The following is a 12,154-nucleotide window of genomic DNA, read 5'->3' as shown; positions in this document are numbered from 1 at the left end:
AATTGTTAACTATGAGCAATTATCATCAGACAAGATTTGTTCCATCGGCTCGGGAGCCGTGGAATCGACGGTCAAACAAATAGATAGAAGGTTGAAAATCTCCGGAGCTCAATGGTTGAAAAAAAATGTCAATCAAATGCTAAAACTTCGTTGTGCTTACCTCAATGACCTCTTGGCTATTTGAGGCTTTTGCAAAACCGGGATGCTCCCTGAACCTTTCTACCTGGTGGCGCCGGGTTTTTTATGTGTTTTTATGTCGAGCGGATCAAACAAAGCCTGTTTTTGGACTTAACATAATTTGCGCTTATATTTCTCTCAAGATCAGCAGGAAAAACTCATCTTTAAGTCGGTTTGAATATATCGATCACTCCTGCTAGTGGTCTGCGATCAATTATTCAGCAAACCCTACGATAAGCCGGTGGTTACAAAAGTATCGACTTGTGGAATATCAGAATTATGGTTGGTAAAAAAAGCCCCCGGACAAGTACCACACTTGACTGTTGAGGCATTAGCAGGACTTAAAGAACGCTTGGCAACAGGAGCGCCTTTCAAAAGCTACGGGGAAATTGTGGAATGGTTAAAAACAGAGTATAATTTAGAACTGACTTATGCAACAGTCTATGCCTGGGTACATTATCGTCACATCGCAAAACTGAAAGTGCCACGTCCGCAAAGTGCTTTACAGGACGTAGAAGCAGTGGAGCTTTTTAAAAAAACATCATTCCAGCAGTATTGACCTTTCAAAAATATTTTGGTAAGGGCAAAAGGCTACGATATTTGTGTCAAGATGAAACCCGTTTGGGATTGAAAACATTGACAGGAAAATTAATTACAGCTAGGGGGGTAAAACCAGTTGCTCCCCTACTGTGGAAACGTGAAAATTTTTGGTTGTATGGGGTAGTTGAACCATTGAGTGGCTGGCATTTTTGCCAAGAATATGCTGAGCTTAACGGAGAAGATTTTCAGCAATTTATTGACGCTCTTTCTCGCTTAATTGGGTGAAGATATTGCCCTGATTCACATGGATAGAGCGGGTGCTCACATCACTAATAAACTATCTCAGTGCCCGAAAATTTAATTCCTGTCTGTCAACCCTCACATAGTCCAGAACTTAATCCAATTGAAAGGGTCTGGGAATATATCAAACAACAACTTGTTGGAGAAGTTTTTACAACACTGAAGCAATTGCGAGAGCGATTGAAACAAGTTCTTGAAAAAATCACACCTGAGCAAATTAGTTCGTTGTCATCTTACAAGTTTATTCTTGAAGCCCTATTCTATGCAGCTTCATATTAAATTGGTATAACAACAATTAGAGAGAAGTGTTTACCATTAGTGATATGACAGTAGAAATTCCCCATTGTCCTAATTGTGGCGAGCGAAGCAGTCAGTCGTAACGGTAAAACTCGGCCTCACAAACTTTCATTACAAATGTCGAGAATGTGGCCGTCAATTTGTTTTGAATCCGACATGGAAAGCTATTACTAAAGAACAAGAAGAGTTAATGTCACGGATGCTACTTGAACGTATTTCCCAGACCGGGATTGCTCGGGTATTACAAGTGTCAGAAGATACAGTACAGCGCTACGTAAATACCGCTTCTGTTGTTGTTAAGAAGCAAGTGGAGGTGAGTGCCAAGCCAAAAAAGCGCTTGAGTGTTCAGATGGATGAGCTATGGTCGGAGAGTCGATAATAAAGGAAATCAACAGTGGGTATGGCTGGCATTGGATGCCCAGACTAGGGAAATTGTTGGTGTACACATTGGAGATCGTAGCGCAGTATCAGAAGAGTGCTTTATGGAATTCAATGTCACCAGTTTACCGTCAATCGGCAGTAATTTATACCGACCATTGGAGTGCTTATGATTCTGTATTGCCCAGCAAACGTCATCGCGCCGTGTAGACAAAGATAGTGGTTGTACTAGCTATATCGAGCGCTTCAACTGTACTATTCGACAACGAGTATCAAGCGTTGGTAAGAAAGAGCTTAGCCTTCTCTAAAAAATTAGAAAATCATCTTGCTGCAATTTGGCGTTTTGTACATCATTATAATGATAATTTACAACTCCAGATGCGTACTTTTATTTGAATTCGGTTAATTTTTTGATCCTTTCCTTCAGGGCACTACCGGACGTTGGAACCAAAGAAGGCTGATGACCACGATACTCACTGGCAGTCGGTTTTAGTCCCCTTTGGCATTCTCAACACCCACAGCGAACAGTTATCGATTTATATGGGTCAGTCGGCTGAAACCAGTGATTTTATCGTCGATTGTTTAACCGCTTGGTGGAAAGACAATCAACAGGATTATCCCGATATCTCAGAATGGGTGATTGACCTTGATGGTGGTGCAGCAACTCGTAGGGACCGAACGCAATTTATCAAACGCATGGTTGAACTATCCAAAGCGATTGATGTAAAAATCCGACTGATTTACTATCCTCCTTACCATAGCAAGTACAATCCCATTGAACGCTGTTGGGCTGCTAAGCGAAAATTATTGGAACGGCGCAATTTTAGACTCGGTTGAAGCCGCTATACAGTGGGCTGCCAATATGACTTGGAAGGGCATTGCACCAATTGTGCATCACGTCGAAACCATCTATGACAAAGGCATTAAAGTCCTACCAACTGAGTTAGAACAGTACCATCCTTTCTGGCAGCGTTCTGAGACATTGCCCAAATGGGATATCACGATTGTCCCCGGTTGATTGGTACCTTATTTTCTTGCAACTCCCTAACCTCTGTTTATCTATCAGTCTCGGCCCGCAACTTTTATGCAAAAACTCAGCTTTTGTTACAAACCTTTACACAAAGCCCGCCCAATCAAAATACGCCCCTGGAAATTTCCCAAGTGCGATCGCGCTTCCCTAGAACCTTTAATAATCACTCTCATGCACCCCCAAAATAGAAATTTCGTAACTTCGATCTATTTCTGTTTTTCTTCCGAACCGATACTAATTCGTATTTACTAGCAAGATTACACTAAAACTACGTTTAGCGAAATTACTTAAACGCCCGAGCGGAATAAATTTCTGTTATTGTCTAGATCGTGCTAATTACGTACTCGGAAAATCCTGTGTAAATCTGTAAGCATAACTGCTAATTTACGTGCCAAAGAACAGGTAATTTACTATTATTTCACACAAACTTGATTTTGATTGCGTAAATATTGCGTAAGCCAATCGAGGGTAATCGCTCAACTCAGTCTTTGCACTGAATTCTCGGTAAAAACCTAATTGTTATGAAACAATGACATAATATCGTAGAAGCCGCATCTTAGGGAAATAGGGCAAACGATCGCTCATTACCATGATTTGCCCGTAGGAACCCTGACGATTGTTGAGAGAACATCGTACTGCAAGTCCTATTCCGCTATCCTTTTAATCTAGAATCTAAAACCTAAAATCTAAAATACTATGGCCCAGCGCTACGTTCGAGTTAAAACAACACAAGGACACATCCATTACGGTTTACTGCAACTCAGCCACAGCGTTCAAGTATTTGATGCACCACCCTGGTTAAAAGGACAACCAACCGATTTGGAACTTTCACCAGATACTTACCAAATTCTCGCCCCGTGCTCTCCCTCAAAAATTGTAGCCGTAGGCAAAAATTATGTCGATCACGCCGCCGAGATGGGAACCCCAGTACCGGAAGAACCCCTGCTGTTTTTCAAGCCTCCGAGTGCTGTAATCCCTGCAGGTGCAGCGATTCGCTATCCGCAGCAGTCGGAAAGGGTAGACTACGAGGGAGAATTGGCCCTGGTAATTGGCGAACATTGTACTAACTGCACTCCCGAACAAGCACACAGCAAAATTTGGGGATATACTATCGCCAACGACGTAACAGCCAGAGATTTGCAAAAGCGGGACAACCAGTGGGCCAGGGCCAAAGGGTTCGATACATTTTGTCCCTTGGGGCCTTGGATTGTCCGCGAACTGAGTCCTGCTGCACAATTGCAGACTTTTGTCAATGAGAGCGAGCGACCGGTACAGTCATCCCAGATCGATCGCATGGTATTTTCCCCAGACTTTCTCGTCTCCTACATCAGTCAAATAATGACTCTAATTCCCGGCGATGTGATACTGACTGGAACGCCGCAAGGAGTAGGGCCGCTACAAATAGGCGATCGAGTCATAATTGAAATAGAAGGCATCGGCAGCCTTGAAAATACCGTAGTAATTGGTAATTGGTAATTGGTAATTATCACCAACAACTAACAACTACATTGCCCTGAGCGAAGCCGAAGGGTCAACTGCCAACTGCCAACTGCCAATTGACTAACGAACCTGCATATAAACAGCATCCGAAAGCGGAGGAATCTCTGCATAGCGTCCCAAAAGCGACTGAACGACTGCATAGATAAATGCAGCAAAAGCGCCAAAAAACACCATGTTATACAGCGTTTCGGCAACAAATGCGACTTGCAATCCTTTAGAAAAAATCGGCAAAACTAGACCGCACAGCATCAAAACAATGTCTAAAAGAATCGCCTGCATCGCATTAAAACGAATGAAGTGACTGATGTTTTCGTTTCTAACTACTCCTAAATACAGGGCAAAGAAGATAATCAAGCTAGCAAAGGGCAAACTATAAATTTGCATCAATGGAGCTAGCGGTATCAACAACAGTTGCAGGACAGGAAACTGTGTAAACAGAAACCTGCCAAAGGCAAGCCCGTCAATCAACGGGAGCAAATAAGGCAAAGAAGCAAAAATCCGGTCTGGAACAGTTGTAGATCCGCGCCAAGTCATAATGAACTCTCCTGAGTCGATCGATTAACTATGAATTCCATTAAACTCAGGATAACGCAGCAGCAGGGTTTGTGTTTCGACTCTGCCGGAACTTGCTTTTCACTCAGCGGGGAGTAGCCTCAACTACCCCATGCAGGCTTTCTTATTTAATATTGGCAATGACGAAGCCCATTTGACACTCGTACCGATCGGGCAAATTTTCCGTAGGTTTAGCAACTGGATGACCGCAGCGAAGCTCTCCACCGCTCCAGCGCGGTTGCCCTGTGCGATCTGCCAGCAAACAACTTTGGCAAACACACTGAGGGGCAAGCATCTGATTTTCCATTAAAATGACTAACATTTGATACCTCCGGCAGGTTTCACACCAGTAATTTCATTGTATGTCAGGAGTTGGGGACAAACCGCTTAACCTGAACACAACGTAATATTTATGTCAATAGTGCGAAATCCGTAGTACGGTATAAGATCCCCAATTCCCAATCCCAAATTTGTCAAGAGGTTGATTATTGTGACGGACTGTAACTTAGAATTCCTTTCCAAAACCGATCCGCTCATTGCCGATTTAATCGGGCAAGAGCTCCAGCGGCAGCGAGACCACCTAGAACTCATCGCCAGCGAAAACTTTACCTCCGCAGCGGTAATGGCAGCTCAAGGCTCAGTGCTGACCAATAAATACGCCGAAGGACTGCCAGCGAAACGCTACTACGGCGGCTGCGAATTTATTGACGGTATCGAGCAAATTGCGATCGACCGCGCCAAACAGCTATTTGGAGCCGCTCACGCCAACGTCCAGCCCCACTCCGGCGCTCAAGCCAACTTTGCAGTGTTTTTGAGCCTGCTGGAACCAGGAGACGGAATTATGGGCATGGATTTGTCCCACGGCGGACACTTGACCCACGGTTCGCCGGTCAACGTATCAGGCAAATGGTTCAAAGCTTTTCACTACGGCGTCAGCCAAGAAACAGAACAGCTCGACTACGACGAAATTTTGGCACTGGCAAAAGAAAACCGACCGAAATTGCTAATTTGCGGCTATTCAGCATATTCGCGAATTATCGACTTTGAGAAGTTTAGAGCGATCGCCGACGAAATCGGAGCCTACCTGCTCGCCGACATCGCCCACATCGCCGGGTTAGTCGCCACAGGACACCACCCCAACCCCCTCCCCCACTGTCACGCAGTCACCACCACCACTCACAAAACCCTGCGCGGCCCCCGTGGTGGCTTGATTATGACTAATGACCCGGAATTAGGCAAAAAGTTCGACAAAGCAGTTTTCCCCGGCACTCAAGGTGGCCCCTTAGAACACGTGATTGCGGGCAAAGCAGTAGCTTTCGGCGAAGCATTAAAGCCTGAATTTAAAACTTATTCCGGTCAAGTAATTGAAAATGCACGCGCATTAGCTGCACAGTTGCAGCAGCGGGGTTTAAAACTCGTTTCCGGCGGCACAGACAATCACTTAATGCTAGTTGATTTGCAATCGGTAAATATGACAGGCAAGCGAGCGGACCAATTAGTCAGCAGTGTGAATATTACTGCTAATAAAAATACCGTGCCGTTCGATCCGGCATCACCCTTTGTCACCAGCGGTTTGAGACTCGGTTCGCCGGCGATGACCACCAGGGGAATGGGAACAGCAGAATTTACCGAGATTGGCAATATTATCGCCGATCGCCTGCTAAATCCAGATGATGAAAGCGTCGCCGCCGACTGCCTGCGACGAGTAGCAGCGCTGTGCGATCGCTTCCCGTTATATCCGCACTTGTACTTGAAAGTGCCGGCATTAGCTTAATTTTCCTGATCGGCAATGGGGAATTGGTAGTTGGAAGTGTACGGGTAAAAGGGTAAAAGAGCAGGAAAAGATTGAGAGTTGCCGGTAGCGATATTGACAAGAGGTTTTCACCAAAAATATCGCTCGCCAAGACGGTTTTTAGTAAAGATATTTGTCGGGCGGGGCTGGTTTGAATAACGGTATTTGTAGGTTGCGAAAGATACCGCTCAACTGGGCCCGCTCGCCAAATATCGACTTTTTTGCTCGCGAAAGAGTCGATATTTCAAATCGTTAATTCGAGAGTTATGAATGAAAAACCTGACAATTCGCCCCAGGGCAACTGCCATTGCGGCAAATCTCCGACTCCCAAACCCCCAGTCGCTCTTCAAGATGTTTCCTTGTTATAAGCCATCTGAAATGTAGTAGACTCTGCCTGACAGACTAATTGCCCCGCACTATTTAATATTGATTTCAGATGCCGTACCAGTATCTGTACCACGTAGTAGCTTTTCTGATTTCTGCGATCGTCGTCCTCTGGAGTACGCCAATAGTCAAAAAAATTGGTCTCAAAAGCGGGCGAGTCGATCGGCCAGGCGAGCGAAAAGTCCACCAGCGCCCGATGGTGCGCTTGGGAGGAGTTTCCATCTTTCTCGGCACTCTCAGTGCCCTCTTATTTGTCTGGCTTTCAGGAGGCTTCATCGATGCTAGCGGACAAGTTCTCAATCCCAAAGACGAATACGAAATTTGGGGAGTCACCCTCGGTGGCATCGGATTCTTCCTCATCGGTTTAGCAGACGACTTATTTTCCCTGTCGGCCTTAAAACGTTTGCTCATGCAAATTGGCGTATCCAGCATCGCTTGGATGGCAGGGGTAAAAATTGAGTTTCTCACAGTTCCCTCCTTGGGACTGACAGATATTGGCTGGCTGAGCTTGCCAATTACCGTGATTTGGCTCGTCGGCATGGCCAACGCCATCAATTGGATTGACGGTTTGGACGGTTTAGCTGCCGGAGTTTCAGGGATTGCAGCAGTTGTGATGCTGATTGTCAGTCTGTCGATGCACCAACCGGCGGCGGCCCTAATTGCAGCGGCTTTAGCTGGCGGGGCCTTGGGATTTCTGCGCTACAACTTCAATCCGGCCCAAATCTTTATGGGAGATGGCGGGGCTTATTTTATCGGGTTTACTCTCGCTGGAGTGGGAGTAATTGGGTTGGTTAAAACTACGGCTGTTACTTCTGTGTTGCTGCCATATTTAATTTTAGCTGTACCGATTTTAGATATGTCGGCGGTGATTCTCGATCGACTGCGCAACGGCAAGTCACCGTTTATTGCTGACAAGCGCCACCTCCACCACCGACTTCTACAAGCCGGACTATCTCATCGATTTGCGGTTTTATTTATTTACTCGCTGACACTGTGGGTAGGAAGTTTAGCCCTAGCTTTTTCGCTTCCGAGCGGCGTAATTTACGCTATGGGTGCAACAAGTTTGCTGGGATATGCTAGCTGGAAAGTTTGGAGACACGCTAGGTGAAGGAAGAAGGAAGAAGGAAGAAGGAAGAAGGAAGAAAAATAATTTCTAATGCTCCATGCCCAATCCCCAATTCCCCAATCCCCCAATTCCCCAATCCCAAATCTAAAATCTAAAATCTAAAATCTAAAATTGCATGGTTGCTGAAATTATTTGTGTTGGCACTGAATTGCTGTTAGGCGATATTCTTAATAGCAATGCCCAGTTTTTAGCCAAAGAATTAGCGAGTCTGGGAATCCCTCACTACTATCAAACAGTGGTGGGGGACAATCCAGAACGCATCAAACAAGTGTTAGAAATCGCCGTCAGCCGATCGCAGATTTTGCTCTTCACCGGAGGTCTCGGGCCCACACCAGACGACCTGACAGTCGAAACGATCGCCGATTTTTTTGGGGTTCCCTTAATAGAAAAGCCGGAAATTATCGCAGATATCGAATACAAATTCGCCCAGCGGGGACGCACCATGAGTCCCAGCAACCGCAAACAAGCTTTAATTCCAGAAACTGCGGACATTCTGCCGAACCGCAGCGGTTCTGCACCGGGCATTATTTGGCAACCGGTTTCTAACGTGACAGTAATGACATTTCCCGGCGTACCGGCGGAATTGCACTTGATGTGGCGAGAAACCGCCGTTCCTTACCTGAAAAATGGCGGCTGGTGCAGCGAAACTATTTACAGTCGCACATTGAAATTTTGGGGCATTGCTGAGTCGGCATTGGCCGAAAAAGTAGATAGTTTTCTGAATTTAACTAATCCTACTGTGGCTCCCTACGCCAATCACGGCGAAGTCAAACTGCGGATTTCAGCCCGCGCAGAGTCGGAAGTGGCTGCTAAAAATTTGATTGAGCCGATCGAACAACAATTGCGGCAAATTGCCGGCTTAGACTGTTACGGTGCTGATAGCGATACCCTCGCTTCGACTGTCGGTCAATTGTTGCTGGATGCGGGGCAAACTCTCAGCGTGGCTGAATCCTGCACCGGAGGAGGATTGGGGGCGATGCTGACTGGTGTTGCCGGCAGTTCTTGCTACTTTTTAGGCGGGATTATTTCTTACGACAATCGGGTCAAGGAAGGATTATTAGGTGTGAATCCGCAAGATTTAGCCGAGTTTGGGGCAGTCAGCCACCAAGTGGCCAAACAAATGGCTGCGGGAGTTCGCGCCAGCCTCAATACCAATTGGGGATTGAGCATTACAGGCATCGCCGGGCCCGGAGGCGGCACAGACGCTAAACCTGTCGGATTGGTGTATGTCGGTTTAGCGGGCCCCGACGGCGACGCAGAAAGTTTTGAATACCGCTTTGGCGATGCCCGAGGGCGCGATTGGATTCGGAATCTGAGTAGCTGTACGGCGCTCGATCGGCTCCGGCGTAAATTATTGTTTGCAAAAGCGTAAAAAATATCCAGCGTCTTGTCAATTGTCAACAGTCAGCCGTAAGCTTAAGCTTTATTTAACACTCTGTACTCCGAAATAGTTCGGCAATCTTCCGCTGGCCTATTGATTATCTGTAAAGATTCGTTATGATAATAAGATAGGACTGATTGGCCAATATACTGACTCTCTCCATTGCTCAAAATAACCAGCAAGCGAGAAAGCAAGTTTGACCTTGGGTTTAAAAGTCGTGCTTGCTTATTTTCAGATATTTAGCCGTCGGTTTAGCAATCTAGACTATAAAAAAAGGAGCTATCCGTTCAATGGAAGACATTGAAAAGGTGCTGGAACAAATTAAAGAATGGGTTCGCAAGCTGATAGAAGGACTGCTGAGTCCCGAACCTGAACCGGAACTCGAACCGATTCGTATTCCTGTCAACCAACCGAGGAATCGCCGGTAGTCGGGAGTGGGTTTGAAGTTTGAGGTTTCAGGTTTGAGGTTTGAGCTTTGAGGTTACAGACTGGTTGTAAATCCAAAGTCAAAACTCTCATAATTTTTGTTGCGCTGGAAATTTTAAAATTGTTAAATATCCTGGTACTTCACGGCCCTAATCTGAATCTATTGGGTCAGCGAGAACCTGGAGTTTATGGTTCTGCGACTTTAAATGATATCAACAAGTTGCTAGAACGAGAAGCGCAAGCCCTCCAGGTGAAAGTCTCTATTCAGCAGTCGAATCATGAAGGGGTCTTGGTGGATGCAATTCACTCGATGTTAGGGCAGCACCAAGGCTTATTGATTAATGCTGGAGCTTATACTCATACGAGTGTGGCAATTAGAGACGCGATCGCCGCGGTGAATATCCCTGCGGTAGAAGTTCATCTGAGCAATATTTACCGGCGGGAAGCTTTTCGCCATCACTCGTTTATCGCAGCGGTGGCGATCGGGCAAATCAGCGGTTTTGGCTCAGAAAGTTACCGGCTGGGGCTGCAAGCTCTAGTTAGTTACCTGATGGAAAATTAAAAATTAACTGATTGTTCAGAGGAGGGCAGGTTTTATATGGAAAACCAGCCCTTATATGTTTGGTTGTCATTCAAATTAATCAGAAGAGTTAGGCAAAAAGGGAAACCAAGAAGAATTATAAATTGCCAATTATAAATTACCAATTACCAATTACCAATTACTAGGAACTTGAGTTAAATTAAAATGCGGCATTCCCTGTTGAGCAAGTTTCAAGGAACCATCCTGGGGGCAGTTTTAGGAGACTCTATAGGTCTGCAATACCAAAGGCAACTCGTGGGTATTCCCCCCCAAACAGGAGACTTGCCGCCGATTTTACAACTGACGAAACACCAACAATTGACACAGAGCGGGCCAACATGGGGGTTGAATTCTCCCAACAGCAAAATCCCAACTGGCAAACAATCATCCGAATCCGGGAGACTTGCGGTGGCGTGCGCTCAAAGTTTAATTCGGGGTAGGGGTTTAGATTTAAAAGATTGGCGCGATACTTGGGAAGCATTTGCCAATTCCGAAATCTATCCTCCGCTAAGCAGTGAGTTTCAAAGCCTGCTTAACCCTTCTGAAGCTGCCATTGCTGCGCTGCCTGCTGCGATGTTTTTTCACGAAAATAAAGCCAAGCTGCGAGAAAAAATCATGCTGGCGATAGAGGTTTGGCCCAACGCCAACAAGCCAGAATGGGATACAGCAATTTTAGCAGTAGGATATGGGATCGCCAGAACTCTCAAAGATAGACTTGACCCCGCGACAGCCATCGAGCAAACAATTGCCTACGTGAAAACAGATAATGCCTTAACAGAGCTGCTGCTGCAAGTGCAAATACTACTAAAACAGGGAGCCGATTTAGAAACAGCGGCAACTCATCTTTGCAAAAGCGCCACAGCTTTGAGAGAAACACAGGGCAAAGGCGAGAAGAAACTACAAACGGAGTCAACTGTCAACCCAGAAAATTTTATTCCCATTGCCTTAGCTTTCTACTGCTTCTTGAACACCCCAGAAGACTTGCGCTTGTCAGTAGTGCGGGCGGCCCGCTGTGGCATAGCCACACAACTCACCTGCGCTTTGACGGGAGCTTTGTCTGGAGCTTACAACGGTGCTGCTGCGATTCCTGTAGAATGGCGACAGGTATCTTCGGTTACCGTTGAACCGCAGGCGTTGGCTTGTGGCGAAGAACCCTCGCTCTGGGGAACGGGCAGCGATGCAAAAATTGTAGAGTTAGCAAATAACCTGTTTGCTGTTTGGGCAGGAGTTTACAGGCCCGATGCCGGCATGGATTCCGCAGCGCTAGCCCGAGCGGTGGCTGCACCTTATGTCATTAGACCTCGTAAAGTATAAATTTTTGAGCTTTTAACAGGGAGGGGAAAGTATTAATTAGCAATGAGAAATTAGCAATTAGCAATTAACAAGTCAAAAACGCAAGCCGAAGGAGAGCGACAATTAAAGATTAAAAAGTAAAAAATTAAATCGGACGCGCTTGCCCCAAAACACCGGGTTTCTACGAGAATATGGGGTTGAGAAACGAATAATCAACGGAGAAACAGGGTTTTTAGCCCTGGCGCGCGAGTTTTGTTCAAGATGGACAAGGGAAGCAAAGAAGCTGCTTGCGTTGTTGGCTAAAGTTAGGAAAACAGTCAGAAAACCCAACAGCAGCCGATAGTCAGGCAAAGTAGCCTGGGCGGTTGAATATTCAGCCACGGTAGTTCGGATAAACT

Annotated in this window: 15 protein-coding genes and 3 pseudogenes; 15 read left to right on the top strand and 3 right to left on the bottom strand. The window is 45.9% G+C overall.

Going from position 1 to position 12,154, the window contains the following annotated elements:
• The 9 genes and pseudogenes from QUA54_RS18050 to QUA54_RS18015 all read left to right on the top strand — a co-directional run.
• Window positions 1-184, top strand: a pseudogene (locus QUA54_RS18050) (ISKra4 family transposase); the annotation flags it as partial.
• Window positions 185-199: 15 nt separating this feature from the next.
• Window positions 200-292 (top strand): annotated as a pseudogene (locus QUA54_RS34495) (DUF3955 domain-containing protein); the annotation flags it as partial.
• Window positions 293-418: 126 nt separating this feature from the next.
• Entirely contained in the window at window positions 419-736 is a 318-nt protein-coding gene (locus QUA54_RS18045) for a winged helix-turn-helix domain-containing protein (RefSeq protein ID WP_333415688.1), read from the top strand.
• A gap of 77 nt (window positions 737-813) precedes the next feature.
• Window positions 814-1,002, top strand: a complete 189-nt coding sequence (locus tag QUA54_RS18040; RefSeq protein WP_333415687.1) for a hypothetical protein — start codon at window positions 814-816, stop codon at window positions 1,000-1,002.
• Window positions 1,003-1,062: 60 nt separating this feature from the next.
• A complete protein-coding gene (locus tag QUA54_RS18035) occupies window positions 1,063-1,296 on the top strand; it encodes a transposase (RefSeq protein ID WP_333415686.1) in 234 nt (77 codons plus the stop codon).
• A gap of 73 nt (window positions 1,297-1,369) precedes the next feature.
• Window positions 1,370-2,088, top strand: a pseudogene (locus tag QUA54_RS18030) (IS1 family transposase).
• 45 nt (window positions 2,089-2,133) lie between these two features.
• Window positions 2,134-2,529, top strand: coding sequence for an ISAzo13-like element transposase-related protein (locus QUA54_RS18025; protein ID WP_333415685.1), 396 nt, complete (start codon window positions 2,134-2,136; stop codon window positions 2,527-2,529).
• Window positions 2,530-2,554: 25 nt separating this feature from the next.
• Complete coding sequence (locus QUA54_RS18020) at window positions 2,555-2,710, top strand: hypothetical protein (protein ID WP_333415684.1); 156 nt, start codon at window positions 2,555-2,557, stop codon at window positions 2,708-2,710.
• Window positions 2,711-3,418: 708 nt separating this feature from the next.
• Window positions 3,419-4,198: a fumarylacetoacetate hydrolase family protein gene (locus tag QUA54_RS18015; protein ID WP_333415683.1), complete on the top strand. Its 780-nt coding sequence runs from the start codon at window positions 3,419-3,421 to the stop codon at window positions 4,196-4,198.
• An 84-nt stretch (window positions 4,199-4,282) separates the two neighbouring features.
• Here QUA54_RS18015 and QUA54_RS18010 read toward each other — a convergent pair whose 3' ends face one another.
• Window positions 4,283-4,756, bottom strand: a complete 474-nt coding sequence (locus QUA54_RS18010) for a Tic20 family protein (protein WP_333415682.1) — start codon at window positions 4,754-4,756, stop codon at window positions 4,283-4,285.
• A gap of 142 nt (window positions 4,757-4,898) precedes the next feature.
• Complete coding sequence (locus tag QUA54_RS18005) at window positions 4,899-5,096, bottom strand: hypothetical protein (protein ID WP_006631916.1); 198 nt, start codon at window positions 5,094-5,096, stop codon at window positions 4,899-4,901.
• 168 nt (window positions 5,097-5,264) lie between these two features.
• Between QUA54_RS18005 and glyA the strand changes: the two genes are divergently transcribed.
• From glyA to QUA54_RS17975, 6 genes are all read left to right on the top strand, one after another.
• Window positions 5,265-6,548: a serine hydroxymethyltransferase gene (gene glyA / locus QUA54_RS18000; protein WP_333415681.1), complete on the top strand. Its 1,284-nt coding sequence runs from the start codon at window positions 5,265-5,267 to the stop codon at window positions 6,546-6,548.
• A gap of 454 nt (window positions 6,549-7,002) precedes the next feature.
• On the top strand, window positions 7,003-8,058 hold the full coding sequence (locus QUA54_RS17995; RefSeq protein ID WP_172188067.1) for a glycosyltransferase family 4 protein: 1,056 nt from the start codon (window positions 7,003-7,005) through the stop codon (window positions 8,056-8,058).
• Between the two features lie 133 nt (window positions 8,059-8,191).
• Entirely contained in the window at window positions 8,192-9,448 is a 1,257-nt protein-coding gene (locus QUA54_RS17990) for a competence/damage-inducible protein A (RefSeq protein WP_333415680.1), read from the top strand.
• Window positions 9,449-9,747: 299 nt separating this feature from the next.
• Window positions 9,748-9,885, top strand: a complete 138-nt coding sequence (locus QUA54_RS17985; protein ID WP_006631912.1) for a hypothetical protein — start codon at window positions 9,748-9,750, stop codon at window positions 9,883-9,885.
• A 119-nt stretch (window positions 9,886-10,004) separates the two neighbouring features.
• Window positions 10,005-10,445: a type II 3-dehydroquinate dehydratase gene (aroQ, locus tag QUA54_RS17980; RefSeq protein WP_333198761.1), complete on the top strand. Its 441-nt coding sequence runs from the start codon at window positions 10,005-10,007 to the stop codon at window positions 10,443-10,445.
• Window positions 10,446-10,628: 183 nt separating this feature from the next.
• A complete protein-coding gene (locus QUA54_RS17975) occupies window positions 10,629-11,777 on the top strand; it encodes an ADP-ribosylglycohydrolase family protein (RefSeq protein ID WP_333415679.1) in 1,149 nt (382 codons plus the stop codon).
• A 102-nt stretch (window positions 11,778-11,879) separates the two neighbouring features.
• Here QUA54_RS17975 and QUA54_RS17970 read toward each other — a convergent pair whose 3' ends face one another.
• Complete coding sequence (locus tag QUA54_RS17970; RefSeq protein WP_333415678.1) at window positions 11,880-12,137, bottom strand: hypothetical protein; 258 nt, start codon at window positions 12,135-12,137, stop codon at window positions 11,880-11,882.
• Window positions 12,138-12,154 lie beyond the last annotated feature (17 nt).

The sequence above is a fragment of the Microcoleus sp. MOSTC5 genome, assembly GCF_036701825.1.
In the GTDB taxonomy this organism is placed as follows: domain Bacteria; phylum Cyanobacteriota; class Cyanobacteriia; order Cyanobacteriales; family Microcoleaceae; genus Microcoleus; species Microcoleus asticus.
Note: the sequence above shows the minus strand (reverse complement) of the source record. Positions and strands in the feature narration are given on the sequence as shown.